Consider the following 14,304-nt stretch of genomic DNA (forward strand, 5'->3'; position numbering starts at 1 on the left):
CCTTATGCTGGTCCGGTCCCAGGTCCGGAATCTGAAGTGTTGAAAGCTGGCATCAGGATACGGAAAACGGTTTTTCCGCGTTGGCTATCGCACTCAATCACGCCGCCATGATCTCCGATAATCTTGGCAACAAGTGCAAGGCCCAACCCGGATCCGTTTGTTTTTGTTGTGATAAATGGCTCGAACAGATGCGGCAGCAAATCTTCGGGGACGCCCGGACCATTGTCCTGGACGCAGAATTCTAACGGCAAGCTCACCATGTCTTCGGTTCCCGGAACCGACAAGCGGACACCTGGCCGGAAAGCTGTTGAAATCCGGATTTCGCCATCCGGATCATCCCCAATCGCTTCACTGGCGTTCTTGATGAGGTTCAAGAACACTTGAATCAATTGGTCCTTGTTGGCGTAAACCGCAGGCAGCGAGGGGTCGTAATTCTCGATAATCCGTTTGCCACGAGCAAACCCGCTATCGGACAGGCGCTTTACATGGTCGAGAACGATATGGATGTTGACTGGTTCACGCTCGATCGGCCGCTCATCGGAAAACACTTCCATCCGGTCGACCAGTTTCACGATCCGGTCTGTTTCATCCATGATCAGGCGGGTCAGAGCCCTGTCTTCATCCGGTGCAGATTGTTCCAGCAATTGGGCTGCACCGCGGATCCCCGACAAAGGATTCTTGATCTCATGAGCAAGCATGGCCGCAAGCCCCGTAACGGTCCTGGCAGCCCCTCTAGAGGTCAGTTGGCGGTCGATCTTTTCCGCCATCGTGCGCTCTTGGAACATAAGCACAACGGCACCGGGCCGGTTGCTCACGGGAGCTGCATTGATATCGACGACTTTCGGCGCTCCAATCTTGGGCGACCCGATGTCGACCTTATATTCATTCACCGGCGCGCCCCGCTCGCGCACCTGGTCAATCAAAGTCAGCAACGGGCTGCCAAAAGGGATGAATTCGCTGATCGGATGCCGGCGCAGGACCGATATGCTGGAGCGCATGAAAAATTCGGCTGCCATATTGGCCGATTCAATCACGCCATCCGGAGCGACAAGCAGGACCGGGTGCGGCAAGGCATCCAAGATGGTTGGGCCATCACTGGCGAGCGCTGCCTTGCGGCCTTTGGGAGAATCAAAATCCGTCAAGCTGCCGTCCGTGTATTGCAGGAGGAAAACCAATCGGACGCGATCCGGATAACCTCATCCGGCTGGTTCGATGTCATGAGGGTCTTTTTCAAAGCTGCAGGCATGTCAACACCGCTTTGACCGGCGGCGGTGTCCACGTACCAGCCAAGATGTTTGCGGGCGATCCTGATGCCCGGCAGCACACCATAGTGAGACAGAATGGCATCGTAGTGTTCGCCGACCAAATCTGCGAGGTCTGAACCGGCCGGCGCTTCGAGACGCTCTCCAGTTTCCAGATAATGCCCGACATGACCAGGAAGCCACGGCTGGCCGTAGGCTCCGCGGCCGATCATCACCGCATCTGCCCCAGACGCGGTCAGCATCTGGTCAGCCCTTTCAAATCCGGTGCAGTCGCCATTGGATATCAAAGGAACCGAAATTTCCGATTTCACATCGGCAATCGCCCGCCAATCGGCCGTGCCTTTATAGAACTGACAGCGGGTGCGGCCATGAACCGTGATCAATTGCACGCCCGCAGCCTCCGCCCGGCGCGCCAGTTCCGGCGCATTGATGGAGGCGTCGTCCCAACCAAGGCGCATTTTCAAAGTGACCGGCACGTCAACGGCGGCAACTGTTGCCTCAATCAGGGTCAACGCATGATCGAGATCGCGCATCAAGGCCGATCCGGAATAGCCAGACGTCACCTTCTTGGCAGGGCACCCCATATTGATATCAATGACATCGGCGCCGAGCCCGGCAATCACCTTGGCCGCCTCGCCCATCCAGCACGCCTCGCGGCCAGCCAATTGGACAACATGCAAGCCCTCATCTTGAGCCTCGGCCCGCATTTGGGTTTCAGCATCCCCTTTGACAAAGGATTCGCTGGCAACCATCTCGCTGACGACCATGCCGGCACCGAATCTTGCTGCCAGACGGCGGAACGGTAAATCGCTCACGCCAGACATCGGCGCAAGCACAGCGCGGTTCTTCAAAGTATGGCGACCAATGGTGATGGGTGTCATGCCGGGTGACGTCGCGGTTTCATAAATGCTCATTGTCTGTGCATTTTTCATTCTGCCTATATACTAGACAATTTCAAAATGACAACAAGGGATAAATTGCGATCGGCCTTCCAAATTGGTTAAAGACGATCTCAACACCGGGCCATCGCCCGCAGGAGAAAATCTCGTTATGCCAGAAACCACCGCTGCTCTTGTTGTCGCTGCCGGGCGTGGCAGCCGAATGGCGCAAGATGGCAGTGCCACCCCGAAGCAGTACCGGTCAATTGCCGGTGCACCGATCCTCTCCCATACATTGAATGCCCTCGGGAATCACCCCGGAATATCCCGTATACTCACAGTGATTCATGCGGATGACGCAAAAGCCTACCAAGAAGCAACAGGCTATCTTGAGAAAGGTACGGCTGAAAAACTGTTCCCACCAGTCATTGGCGGTGAGACACGGCAGCAATCAGTGTTCAATGGCCTCACAGCTTTAGAAGAGCACGAGTTTTCTCATGTTCTGATCCATGATGCAGCCCGCCCCTTCCTAACAAGCGATGTGCTCAACCGGACCCTAAAGGCCCTACAGTCTGGAAAAGAAGGCGTATTGGCCGCTGTCCCCGTCGTTGACACGCTGAAACGGCAGACCGACGAACAAGTTCAACTGGAAACAGTCGATCGGAGCAATCTATTCGCCGCGCAAACCCCGCAGGCTTTCCAGCTTTCCCGGATCCTGGCAGCCCACCGGGCAGCAGCAGGCGCTGACCGCTTCGATTTCACGGACGACACCAGCCTTGCTGAGTGGCATGGTATGGTCATCACTTTAAGTGATGGCGACCCAGCCAACTTTAAAATCACAACGCCAGCGGACATTGTCCGCGCCGAACAACAGGCCAGCTTCTTCAAAATGACTGCACACTTGTCCCCTGCCCCCAAATTGGCCGACTTGCAGGATGTCCGCACAGGTATTGGGTATGACGTTCATGCATTTGAAGATGGCGAAGATGTCATTCTTGGCGGAACTACAATTCCCCATGACAAAACGCTGAAGGGCCATTCGGACGCCGACGTTGTGCTGCACGCCATTACAGATGCAACACTTGGCGCTATTGGGGACGGCGATATTGGCCAGCACTTCCCACCAAGTGATCCGAAGTGGAAAGGCGCTGCATCCGACCAGTTTCAAATCGATGCAGTCCGGCGCGTGTCTGACCTTGGCGGCCGGATCGCCCATATCGATGTGACCGTCGTGTGCGAAGCCCCTAAGATTGGGCCGCATAGGGAGGTAATGCGTAAATCTATTGCCGAAATATGCGGCTTAAACATCGCCAGGGTATCAGTCAAAGCGACGACATCGGAAAAACTCGGCTTTACAGGACGCAAAGAGGGCATTGCCGCCCTCGCAAGCGTAACCGTCCGCCTGCCCTTAGACGAGGATGAATGAGACTTTCATGACCGATGCATCACTGACAGAGCTTGAAGATCTTTCCCCACTGGCCACAAAAGTTTTGGACGCGCTTAAGGCGCGCAAGAAAATGGTGGCTACCGCGGAATCTTGCACTGGCGGCTTAATTGCCGGAGCCTTGACCGAGATTGCCGGCTCTTCCGCTGTGGTTGACCGGGGCTTCGTTACTTATTCCAACGAAGCAAAAACGGAGATGCTCGGCGTCCCGGCGAACCTCATCACAAAGGTTGGTGCGGTTAGCAAGGACGTTGCCATCGCCATGGCGGAAGGGGCTCTAAAAAGGTCGCGCGCTGATATTGCCGTTTCTGTGACTGGAATTGCAGGCCCAGGGGGCGGCAGCGATGAAAAACCAGTCGGCACGGTCCATATTGCGGTCGCCCACAAAGGCCAGCCAACGACCCACCTTCATTGCTGGTTTGCAGACCGAGGACGCCAATCGATCCGGCTTGAGACGGTCCAAACAGCGCTGACAGCAATACTTGATGCTTTAAATTAAAATATTGACAAATAATCGAATTTTCTTTTCCTGCTTCGGCAACACAAGCATTTTCGAGCGGTTCCACGCTGTCGCCAACAATGCAAATCAAACTCACATAAAACAGTTACGCACGCGCTAACGCCAAATTTACTTTGGGCAAGAAATGCGCTGTACGGAGTTTTTCGGCGTGTGTAGGTTGCAGCAGAATAAATCAAAGAAAAGCTGCTCATGACGATCCGCAACACCATATTGGCGGTAACGACACTTCTGTTCCCGTTTTCCGCCCAGGCTGGCGCAATTCCAATGCCGGGTGACTTCTATTTTATTTCCCGGGATCAGCACGGAACTTTTGTTGGCAGCCACAAGTTATACTTGGAGTATGCAAGCGGACTGAAGCACGTTCGGTATTGCGATCGCGATTATTTTGTCCGCAGCAACTCTGTTGCGTGGACACAAATCGAAGCCGACCTCGGTCATCATGTGCAGATCGAGTTCAATTTCGGCCGCGGCTGGCGGCCAATCTGTCAGCGCCCTCAAGATCAGGTCGCGTTGCAGGACCTTGGCATTGATATGCCTGCAAGGGAGTTCCTACAACAACAAGCCGATGACGACCAGCCAGTCAGCCGCCTGTCCAAAATCAGCGGTGTGTTCGGCAAGTCAAATAAAGAATCCCGATATAAAAGTTATCACACGCAATGACGGGAATTGTTTGAATTATCTAGCCGTTTTCGGCCAACAGCATATTGAATAAATTTAGAATCAATTTCGACTGCTTTATGTAATCACATCTAGAGGTGATCATTCTATTGCTCTAGCGTGCAATAGTGCTATCGCGAAATGACTTCGCGGGTAAGGACTGGATTATGAGAATCCCAAAGACCGTTTTTGCCGCAGGGCTGGCATTTGCCTGCAGCACGCAGTCACAAGCTCAAGAAGCGACGCCCAGAATTGGCGATACTCACATCATTTCACGGGATGACCACCGGGTTTTCCGGGGATCTCACCGGATCTACAACCGCATGGCGGACGGGCTCGTTGAGGTCACTTATTGCAACCGGTCCTATTGGGTGCGCTATGCCACTGTTGCCTGGACCCAGCTGGAAGTTGACCGCGGCTATGAAGTGCGGGTTGAATTTAACCGCGGCAAAGGCTGGCGGCCGATCTGCGCCCATCCAGAAGAACAAGTAACCCTGGCAGATCTCGGAATCCACGAAGATCCACGAATTGTCGTCCAAGAGGACGGCCCGACCGAAAGCCGGATCAACCGGTTTGCTGCCATCAGCAAATCATTCAGTCCGAATGGAAACGCATCCGGGAAATCATCCTATCACGCCACTGAGTAAGCTTGAAACGCGCTTGGTAAGGCTCAGGCAAGACACTAGAGGTATAAAGGACAGACTTAGACGATCCATTGTCCATCCAGACTGCATAGGAGGTTGACCCATGAAACGCTCTCTTTGCGTCGCGGCGCTGGTATTTCTACCCGCGGTCGTGTTGGCTGGCTCGAGCTATGCCCAAAGTGACTTTTACATCCGGTCTCAACACATCAACGGCGGTTTCACCGGATCTCATGAAATTTTGACCAACCCGCGAAAGGGTTACTACGAAGCCCAATACTGTGACCGGACATTCTGGGTTACATCGACTACGGTCGCCTGGACCGAGGAAGAAGTTTCAGCCGGCCGCACGCTCGTCCTCGAAGAGAATTTCGGCGCATCCCGCACAATAGTGTGTTCGGATAACAAAGCCTTTGCGAGCTTGGATGACCTTGGATTGAAAAAGCGGGAAATTGAACATTTGCGCGAAACGAAAGGCAACTTTCAAACCCGCGCCAGCCGTCTTCACAATATCCGCGACGCCTTCAAGCAATTTAAGTAGAAACTTGCGGGGCCGTGCCTGTCACGGCCTGAAATCAGCTGCCGTAGACCTGATCGGCGCGGGTTTCAAACGCGCTCGAAAACTTCCGGAACGCCTTGTCGAACATGGCACCCATCATCGAGCCCAGTGTGCGGCTGCGGAATTCATAATTGATGTAGAAGCCGACAGTGCAGGCACCGCCCTCCTGCTCTTCAAACGTCCATTTATTTTCAAGGTGCTTGAAGGGACCGTCGAGATATTCAACCAGGATCGTCCGTGTTTGCGGCTGCAGCTCTACACGGCTTGTGAAGGTTTCCTTGAAGAGCTTGTAGGCGACCGTCATATCGGCAACCAAGACAGTCCGTCCTTCGCTCAGCTCCTTGCGGCCACGCACATGCAGGTCCTGGCACAGCGGCACAAATTTCGGATATTGCTCAACATCGGCGACCAGGCGGAACATGTCGTCCGCCTTATGGTTGACCTTATGCGAAGATGAAAAACTGGGCATGGGGCAGCCTGATCCTATCGCCTAGCCGATTTATTCTACTAGTACCATTAATGGCCGAGTTTTGCTTTGCGTGCAGCCCGTAATTCCGCGAAATCCTCACCTGCGTGATGAGACGAGCGGGTTAATGGGCTGGCAGATACCTTCAAGAAACCCTTGGCATAGGCAATCCGCTCATAGCCCTTGAATTCTTCCGGTGTCACAAAGGACAACACCGGATGGTGTTTCTTGGACGGCTGCAAGTATTGGCCGATCGTCAGGAAATCAATGTCGGCGGCCCGGAGATCATCCATCAGCTGCAGCACTTCGTTCCGCTCTTCACCAAGTCCGACCATGATGCCCGATTTGGTGAACATCTGCGGATCAAGTTCCTTCACCTTCTGGAGAAGGCGGATGGAGTGGAAATACCGCGCGCCTGGACGAACCTTAAGGTATTTTGACGGAACGGTCTCCAGATTGTGGTTGAAGACATCCGGCTGTGCTTCAACGACGATTTCTACTGCACCGTCTTTGCGCAGGAAATCCGGCGTCAGCACTTCCACGGTCGTGGATGGCGCTGTCTTGCGGATCGCCTTGATCACATTGGCAAAATGGGTTGCGCCGCCGTCGTCGAGATCGTCCCGGTCCACCGACGTGATCACGACATGCTGAAGTCCCATGGTTGCCACGGCGTCTGCAACGCCTTGCGGTTCGTTCAAATCAACCGGCCCCGGCATGCCCGTGCGCACATTGCAGAAGGCGCAGGCGCGCGTGCAAGTGTCACCAAGGATCATGAAGGACGCATGTTTTTTCGACCAGCATTCCCCAATGTTCGGACAGCCGGCTTCTTCGCACACAGTGACAAGGTTGTTCTCTCGCACCGTGTTCTGCGTCTCTTTGTAGACCGGCGACGTCGGCGCCTTGACGCGGATCCACTTCGGCTTGCGCTGAACAGGATTGTCGGGGCGGTGGGCCTTTTCCGGGTGGCGCGGGCGCGCTTCGGATTGGTCTTTCGGGCGATTGAGCGTGTCGACGATCGTAACCATGGAGCCTTAAGTGTCTCTTCTTGCCTGAGAGGTCAAGCCACAAACCGGAATGCCAGTTAAGAGCCTGTTGCAGGGCTCATTAATTCACTGAGCCGCGATTTCGCTTTGTCCGTTAAAGGGTGAGATTTTCTTGTCTCATTGTTCATTTGGACGATTACAGTGACGGCATTGGCCACCGGCTTACCATCCTGGAAGATTTTCTGGATCAGCTTGAACGAACTGCGGCCAACTTCCTTGACCGCCGTGCCGATCTCGACATCGCCGGGCCAGTTCACTTCGGCTAGGAAATCCAGCTCCAAGCGGGCGATCACGAAAGACGCACCGGTATCTGCCAAACCTTCGTTGACAATCACTTCAACCCGGCCGGTTTCCAGAAAAGTGGCAAATACAGCGTTGTTGACATGCCCCTGCCGGTCCGTGTCGGCATAGCGGAGTTTGTCCGACGCGGTCATCGGAAAATCGGAAATGCGGGCGAAAGCGTCTAGTGTCATGCGTCGGTCTCGTTTGAAATCACATAGATCGAGGCGGAAACGCAGCCAGCTGGTGTCTCTACATCGACTGAAACGCGTAGATAACCGCTACCTTCAAACGCGTCCAGCCTCTCCCAGTGGTCAACGAGGTCTTTTGACGTCAATAAGTGAACATCGATTGGGCCTTCTGCCGGATCCAGAACCAATCCTGGATAGCCCAGCTCGGCGCCCCAGCCAGCTTCTACGAGGCGCCCCCGGATCACACCGCTGGTCCATTCGCCCTGCAGTTCTTCAAGGTGATGATGGTTCACCCGGCCCGGCGCAAGAGTGCCATAGGTGGCAAGCCGGTGTTCCGCAGTGAGCTCCACAATCACTTGAACACTTTCTTCCAGACGAACAGAAACAGGATAGCGCCAATGACAGCAATAAGCAGCCGATCAAGAATACCGCCGGTGACATTCAAATTGAGGATCGAGGCAAGCTCGCCGCCTATCAATGCGCCAACCAGACCAACCACCAGGCTCCCAAGAAAGCCGCCCCGGCTGTTGAGCACCCGGTGGGCCACCGCGCCTGCAACGAGACCAATAATGACAGTGATAATCAATCCCATACCGGTACCCCAAAAAGTTTAGGCAATCAGCCGCGCAAGAAGAACGACAACAATAGCGCCAACGGCTGCGACCACGATTTCATTTAAATAGGCGTTGCCGAGATTGATGTTGATGCCGACAGCCTTGAACAGGAAACCGCCTACAAAAGCGCCAACAAGGCCAATAATGAGATACCGGATCAGTCCGCCGCCGCCGACAACGATACTGGCAAGCCAGCCTGCAATGATGCCGATCGCGACCCAAATCAAAATTGCTTTTACATCCATAACCAAAGGCTCCTTATGTGCCTTGCCCCAGACGACGATACGTTAGCCATTTCGCCGCCCGGGTCTAGTCATAGATTAGCAATTTCACTTAGGCGTTGAGGACACGCCCATAAGCGTCCAGCACACTTTCCTTCATCATTTCCGACAGGGTCGGATGCGGGAAGATGGTGTGCATCAGCTCTTCTTCGGTCGTCTCAAGGTTCATCGCGACAACAAACCCTTGAATGAGTTCGGTCACTTCAGCGCCGACCATATGGGCCCCCAGCAATTCGCCGGTCTTCTTGTCGAAGATCGTCTTGATCATGCCGTTGTCTTCACCAAGGGCAATCGCCTTGCCGTTGGCGTTGAAAGAATAGCGGCCGACACGGATGTCACGCCCTGCTTCCTTCGCCTTGGCTTCAGTCAAACCAACGGACGCCACCTGCGGAGTGCAGTAGGTGCAACCCGGGATCTTGCCCTTGTCCATGGCGTGAACACCAGGCACGCCAGCGATTTTCTCAATGCAGACAACACCTTCGTGCTCAGCCTTGTGGGCCAGCATCGGCGGACCGGCGACATCGCCAATGGCGTAAAGCCCTGGAACGTTGGTCTTGCCATAGCCATCGATGACAACGCAACCGCGGTCTGTTTTAACGCCAAGCGCTTCCAGGCCGAGGTTTTCAATGTTGCCCTGAACACCAACAGCGGAAATCAGGCGGTCGGCCGTGATCTTTTCGATCTTGCCGTCCTTGGTCTCAACATGAGCTGTGATGGAGTTTGCAGCTTTATCGACCTTGGCGACCTTGGCTTCGGTGATGATCTTCATGCCGCGCTTTTCCAGCGCTTTGCGGGCGATCTTGGAGATTTCCTCATCCTCGACCGGCATGACGTTTTTCATCAACTCAACCACGGTGACTTCGACACCCATGGAGAGGTAGAAAGACGCGAACTCGATGCCGATGGCGCCAGACCCCATGACGACCATGGATTTCGGCATGACATCCGGCTTCATGGCCTCGAAATAGGTCCAGATCAGCTTGCCGTCCGGCTCGATGCCCGGCAGCGCGCGCGGACGGGCACCGGTCGCGACGATGATGTGTTTGGCAGTGTACGTGCCCTCACCTTTCACGCCTTTTGGCACCGGGTGCTGTGGCTGAACCGCCGGCTTGGACGGCTTGCCGACAACCAGTTCACCCGGCTTGGTGAGTTTGGCTTCACCCCAGATCACATCGATCTTGTTCTTTTTCATCAAGAAACCGATGCCGCCATTGAGACGGGCGGACACACCGCGTGAGCGGGCGACTACATCCTTGACGTCGGCGGTCATCTTGCCTTCCAGCTTCAAGCCGTAGCTCTTGGCGTGGTTGGCATGGTCCATCATTTCAGCAGAGCGCAGCAATGCCTTGGTCGGAATACAGCCCCAGTTGAGGCAGATGCCGCCCAGGTGCTCGCGTTCCACGATTGCGGTTTTGAAACCGAGCTGAGCTGCCCGGATTGCAGTGACGTAACCGCCCGGCCCGGAGCCGATGATGATCACGTCATAATTGGTGTCAGCCATGGTGTTTTCCTAAGGCTATGGAAGTCTTCAAAGAAAACGGCGCGGCGTTGAGACCGCGCCGGAGAGATGCCTTAGACCAGCATACTCATCGGGTTTTCGATGTAGCCCTTGAAGGCGGCGAGCAGCTCCGCACCGAGCGCCCCATCCACACAGCGGTGGTCGGTGGACAGCGTCACGGTCATGACGGTGGCAACAGCCAGTTCGCCGTCTTTGACAACCGGGCGTTTTTCACCTGCGCCAACGGCCAGAATGGTCGCATGCGGCGGGTTCACAACGGCCGAGAAGTTTTTGACGCCCATCATGCCCATGTTGGAGACAGCCGTCGTACCGCCCTGATATTCTTCAGGAAGCAGCTTCTTGGACTTTGCCCGTGCACCCATGTCCTTCATCTCGTTAGAAATGACGGACAGCGGCTTTTCTTCCGCCCGGCGAATGATCGGAGTGATCAGACCGCCCGGGATCGACACCGCCACACCAACGTCGGCATGTTTGTGCTTGACCATATTGTCGTCGGTCCAGGAGACATTGGCATCCGGCACATCACGCAGGGCCAAAGCCAGCGCCTTGATGGTCATGTCGTTGACCGAGAGCTTGTAGGCCGGCTTGCCATCCTTGTCGGTGGCAGCTGCGCCATTCAGCTGAGACCGCAGAGCCAGAAGCGCATCCAGTTCACAGTCCACCGACACATAGAAGTGCGGGATGGTCTGCTTGGATTCCGTCAGACGTTTGGCAATGGTCTTGCGCATGCCGTCGTGCGGCACGAGGTCGTAAGAGCCTTCTTCGAAGAGCTTCAGAACCTGGTCTGCAGACGGACCAGCTGCCGGAGCTGGAGCTGCCTTCGGTGCTTCGGCGGCAGCTGGAGCAGCGGCCTTGCCAGTGCCAGACGCAACTGCTGCCTCGATGTCCCGCTTGACGATCCGGCCGTGCGGGCCGGTGCCGGAGAGCGCTGTCAGATCAAGGCCGTTAAGCTGGGCCAAACGGCGCGCCAACGGTGAGGAGAAGATCCGGTTGCCGTCGTTTGCCACAGGTGCTGGACCCGCAGGGGCGGCTGGCGCAGCTGCCGGTGCCGGGGCGGCCGCAGCAGGTGCAGCAGCTTCTGCCGGGGCAGCTGCCGGAGCGGCTGGTGCAGAGCCGATCGCACTGGCATCTTCCCCGTCTTCCAAAAGAACGGCGATCAGCTCATTGACCTTCACGCCTTCCGTTCCCTCGGCAACAATGATCTTGCCGACGGTGCCTTCGTCAACGGCTTCCACCTCCATGGTCGCCTTATCGGTTTCGATCTCGGCGATCACATCGCCAGCCGAAACACTGTCGCCTTCCTTAACCAGCCATTTGGCCAGGTTGCCCTCTTCCATGGTCGGAGAGAGAGCCGGCATGGTGATATTAATTGGCATATCGGTCTCTCCCGCCTCAGGCTGTGTAGGTTACCGCTTTGACCGCATCGATGACTTCACCAACATTCGGCAAGGCCAGCTTTTCCAGGTTTGCGGCATACGGCATCGGAACGTCCTTGCCGGTGACACGCAGGATTGGCGCATCGAGATAATCGAAGGCTTTTTCCTGGACCTGGTAAGCGATCTCAGACGAAACGGAACACATCGGGAAAGCTTCCTCGATGGTGACCACCCGGCCGGTCTTGCGGACAGAGGCCAGAACCGTATCGATGTCCAGCGGACGGATGGACCGCAGGTTGATCACCTCAGCCGAAATGCCCATGGCCGCCAGCTCATCAGCCGCCTGCAGCGTGTAGGTCATGCCGATGCCCCAGGAGACAAGCGTGACATCTGTCCCGCCGCGCTCGATCTTGGCCTTGCCGATCGGCAGGACAAAATCATCCATATCCGGGATCTCGAAAGACTGACCGTAAAGGATTTCGTTTTCGAGGAAGATGACCGGATTCGGGTCGCGGATGGCAGCTTTCAACAGGCCTTTGGCATCAGCAGCAGAATACGGCTGAATGACTTTCAGGCCCGGCACATGGGCATACCAGGACGCATAGTCCTGAGAGTGCTGGGCACCAACGCGCGCTGCCGCGCCGTTCGGACCACGGAAGACAATCGGCGCGCCCATCTGGCCACCCGACATATAAAGGGTTTTGGCCGCAGAGTTGATGATGTGGTCAATCGCCTGCATGGCAAAGTTGAACGTCATGAACTCAACGATCGGCTTCATGCCGGCCATAGCAGCCCCGACACCAAGACCGGCAAAGCCGTGTTCGGTGATCGGCGTATCAATGACCCGCTTGGCGCTGAATTCATCGAGAAGGCCCTGGGTGATCTTGTAGGCGCCCTGGTATTCGGCCACTTCCTCACCCATGACGAAGACTTCTTCGTCGCGGCGCATTTCTTCGGCCATGGCATCGCGCAGCGCTTCGCGCACTGTCGATGACTTCATCGGCGTACCGGCCGGAATTTCCGGGTCCTCTGCAGGTTCGGACGTCACCGGTGCAGCCGGGGCAGCAGCAACAGGCGCCGCTGGGGCCTCAGCGGCAGTGGGTGCCGGAGCAGCGGCCGGCGCTGCAGCCGCTGCATCAGCAGCACTTGCATCTTCACCGTCGGCCAACAGAATTGCGATTTTTTCGTTGACCTTGACGTTGTCGGTGCCTTCGGCAACCAAAATCTTGCCCAAGGTCCCTTCGTCGACGGCTTCCACTTCCATGGTCGCCTTGTCGGTTTCGATTTCGGCGATCACATCGCCTGCGGAAACACTATCGCCTTCGGCCTTCAGCCACTTGGCGAGTTTTCCTTCTTCCATTGTCGGCGAAAGCGCCGGCATCAAAATGTCGATCGGCATATTGTCCCCCGGCCTTAAAGCAAAACGTCGGTGTAAAGTTCAGATGGATCCGGCTCCGGATCGGTCTGCGCAAATTCCGCAGCTTCGGCGACCCGGGCACGCACATCTTTGTCGATGGCCTTTAGGTCATCTTCCGTTGCCCAGCCTTTGTCCAGCAGCCGCTGGCGGACCTGCTCAATCGGATCATGCTCGGAGCGCATCTTCTGCACTTCTTCCTTGGAGCGGTATTTAGCCGGATCCGACATGGAGTGGCCGCGGTAGCGGTAAGTGTTCATCTCCAGGATGTACGGACCTTTGCCGGACCGGCACCATTCCAACGCCCGAGCTGACGCTTCTTTGACAGCGCGCACATCCATGCCGTCGACTTTTTCGCCGGGGATGTTGAACGAGGCACCGCGCTGGGACAGATCGGTCACAGAGGAAGACCGCTCAATGCTGGTGCCCATGCCGTATTTGTTGTTTTCGATCACATAAATGACCGGCAGCTTCCACAGCTCGGCCATGTTGAAGCTCTCATAGACCTGGCCCTGGTTGGACGCGCCGTCGCCGAAGAACGTCATGCAAACATTGCCGTTCTCACGGTACTTGTTGGCAAAACCGAGACCGGTTCCCAAAGACACCTGGGCGCCAACGATGCCGTGGCCGCCATAAAAGTGTTTTTCCTTGGAGAACATGTGCATCGAGCCGCCCTTGCCTTTCGACAGGCCGCCGCGGCGGCCGGTGAGCTCGGCCATCACACCTTTTGGATCGAGATCCATTGCCAGCATATGGCCGTGATCGCGGTAAGCGGTGATCATCTGATCACCTTCGATCTTCGCCATCTGCATACCGACAACGACCGCTTCCTGGCCGATGTACAAGTGGCAGAAGCCGCCGATGAGGCCCATACCGTACAATTGTCCGGCTTTTTCCTCGAAACGGCGGATCAGAAGCATCTCGCGATATGCGTGGAGTTCATCGTCCTTGGTAAATTCGGCGATCGCAGGCTCGGCCTTCTTGGCAGATCTGCGGGTCCGGGTGGTACCGGCACTGGTCTTCTTAGCTGCAGCCATATCCCTCAACTCGGTGTGACGTTTCCCCTAAGACAGGTGAGAAGAACTTATCCTGTAACAAAGGGCAATCCAATCCGTGCAATTCCTACAGGGATACGGAATTAAAGCGATGTAATGTATGGA

The 14,304-nt window shown here is 55.9% G+C and carries 17 protein-coding genes; 5 read left to right on the forward strand and 12 right to left on the reverse strand.

Features of this window, described 5'->3' with window-relative positions:
• Positions 1 to 2: 2 nt before the first annotated feature.
• Together ACOOFE_RS13970 and dusB are read right to left on the reverse strand one after the other, a co-directional pair.
• Positions 3 to 1,142 (reverse strand): two-component system sensor histidine kinase NtrB, encoded by a 1,140-nt coding sequence (locus ACOOFE_RS13970; protein ID WP_420415483.1) that lies wholly within the window; start codon positions 1,140 to 1,142, stop codon positions 3 to 5.
• On the reverse strand, positions 1,139 to 2,176 hold the full coding sequence (gene dusB, locus ACOOFE_RS13975; protein WP_420415484.1) for a tRNA dihydrouridine synthase DusB: 1,038 nt from the start codon (positions 2,174 to 2,176) through the stop codon (positions 1,139 to 1,141). The genes ACOOFE_RS13970 and dusB overlap by 4 nt, the downstream gene beginning before the upstream one ends.
• A 136-nt stretch (positions 2,177 to 2,312) precedes the next feature.
• Here dusB and ACOOFE_RS13980 point away from each other — a divergent pair, with 136 nt between their 5' ends.
• The 5 genes from ACOOFE_RS13980 (at position 2,313) to ACOOFE_RS14000 (ending at position 5,943) form a co-directional block, all read left to right on the forward strand.
• Positions 2,313 to 3,566, forward strand: coding sequence for a bifunctional 2-C-methyl-D-erythritol 4-phosphate cytidylyltransferase/2-C-methyl-D-erythritol 2,4-cyclodiphosphate synthase (locus tag ACOOFE_RS13980; RefSeq protein ID WP_420415485.1), 1,254 nt, complete (start codon positions 2,313 to 2,315; stop codon positions 3,564 to 3,566).
• A 7-nt stretch (positions 3,567 to 3,573) separates the two neighbouring features.
• A complete protein-coding gene (locus tag ACOOFE_RS13985; RefSeq protein WP_420415486.1) occupies positions 3,574 to 4,083 on the forward strand; it encodes a CinA family protein in 510 nt (169 codons plus the stop codon).
• A gap of 210 nt (positions 4,084 to 4,293) precedes the next feature.
• Positions 4,294 to 4,764 carry a hypothetical protein gene (locus ACOOFE_RS13990; RefSeq protein WP_420415487.1) on the forward strand — a complete coding sequence of 157 codons (471 nt, stop codon included), beginning with the start codon at positions 4,294 to 4,296 and terminating at the stop codon, positions 4,762 to 4,764.
• Between the two features lie 164 nt (positions 4,765 to 4,928).
• Complete coding sequence (locus ACOOFE_RS13995) at positions 4,929 to 5,408, forward strand: hypothetical protein (RefSeq protein ID WP_420415488.1); 480 nt, start codon at positions 4,929 to 4,931, stop codon at positions 5,406 to 5,408.
• Positions 5,409 to 5,508: 100 nt separating this feature from the next.
• On the forward strand, positions 5,509 to 5,943 hold the full coding sequence (locus ACOOFE_RS14000; RefSeq protein WP_420415489.1) for a hypothetical protein: 435 nt from the start codon (positions 5,509 to 5,511) through the stop codon (positions 5,941 to 5,943).
• Between the two features lie 34 nt (positions 5,944 to 5,977).
• Here ACOOFE_RS14000 and ACOOFE_RS14005 read toward each other — a convergent pair whose 3' ends face one another.
• The 10 genes from ACOOFE_RS14005 to pdhA form a co-directional block, all read right to left on the reverse strand.
• On the reverse strand, positions 5,978 to 6,430 hold the full coding sequence (locus ACOOFE_RS14005) for a type II toxin-antitoxin system RatA family toxin (RefSeq protein WP_420415490.1): 453 nt from the start codon (positions 6,428 to 6,430) through the stop codon (positions 5,978 to 5,980).
• Between the two features lie 47 nt (positions 6,431 to 6,477).
• Positions 6,478 to 7,452, reverse strand: coding sequence for a lipoyl synthase (gene lipA, locus ACOOFE_RS14010; protein WP_420415491.1), 975 nt, complete (start codon positions 7,450 to 7,452; stop codon positions 6,478 to 6,480).
• 56 nt (positions 7,453 to 7,508) lie between these two features.
• Positions 7,509 to 7,943, reverse strand: a complete 435-nt coding sequence (locus ACOOFE_RS14015; protein WP_420415492.1) for an acyl-CoA thioesterase — start codon at positions 7,941 to 7,943, stop codon at positions 7,509 to 7,511.
• The gene (locus ACOOFE_RS14020) at positions 7,940 to 8,296 is read right to left on the reverse strand and encodes a gamma-glutamylcyclotransferase family protein (RefSeq protein WP_420415493.1); all 357 of its coding nucleotides are present in this window, start codon (positions 8,294 to 8,296) and stop codon (positions 7,940 to 7,942) included. The genes ACOOFE_RS14015 and ACOOFE_RS14020 overlap by 4 nt, the downstream gene beginning before the upstream one ends.
• A complete protein-coding gene (locus tag ACOOFE_RS14025) occupies positions 8,293 to 8,532 on the reverse strand; it encodes a GlsB/YeaQ/YmgE family stress response membrane protein (RefSeq protein WP_420415494.1) in 240 nt (79 codons plus the stop codon). The genes ACOOFE_RS14020 and ACOOFE_RS14025 overlap by 4 nt, the downstream gene beginning before the upstream one ends.
• 18 nt (positions 8,533 to 8,550) lie before the next feature.
• The gene (locus tag ACOOFE_RS14030) at positions 8,551 to 8,799 is read right to left on the reverse strand and encodes a GlsB/YeaQ/YmgE family stress response membrane protein (RefSeq protein ID WP_141186897.1); all 249 of its coding nucleotides are present in this window, start codon (positions 8,797 to 8,799) and stop codon (positions 8,551 to 8,553) included.
• Between the two features lie 88 nt (positions 8,800 to 8,887).
• Entirely contained in the window at positions 8,888 to 10,336 is a 1,449-nt protein-coding gene (gene lpdA, locus ACOOFE_RS14035) for a dihydrolipoyl dehydrogenase (protein ID WP_420415495.1), read from the reverse strand.
• A gap of 71 nt (positions 10,337 to 10,407) precedes the next feature.
• Entirely contained in the window at positions 10,408 to 11,730 is a 1,323-nt protein-coding gene (locus tag ACOOFE_RS14040; RefSeq protein WP_420415496.1) for a pyruvate dehydrogenase complex dihydrolipoamide acetyltransferase, read from the reverse strand.
• A gap of 16 nt (positions 11,731 to 11,746) precedes the next feature.
• Positions 11,747 to 13,129, reverse strand: a complete 1,383-nt coding sequence (locus ACOOFE_RS14045) for a pyruvate dehydrogenase complex E1 component subunit beta (RefSeq protein WP_420415497.1) — start codon at positions 13,127 to 13,129, stop codon at positions 11,747 to 11,749.
• Between the two features lie 14 nt (positions 13,130 to 13,143).
• On the reverse strand, positions 13,144 to 14,181 hold the full coding sequence (gene pdhA, locus ACOOFE_RS14050) for a pyruvate dehydrogenase (acetyl-transferring) E1 component subunit alpha (protein ID WP_141186901.1): 1,038 nt from the start codon (positions 14,179 to 14,181) through the stop codon (positions 13,144 to 13,146).
• Positions 14,182 to 14,304 lie beyond the last annotated feature (123 nt).

Origin of the sequence: Roseibium sp., from assembly GCF_965216085.1 — a bacterium.
In the GTDB taxonomy this organism is placed as follows: Bacteria; Pseudomonadota; Alphaproteobacteria; order Rhizobiales; family Stappiaceae; genus Roseibium.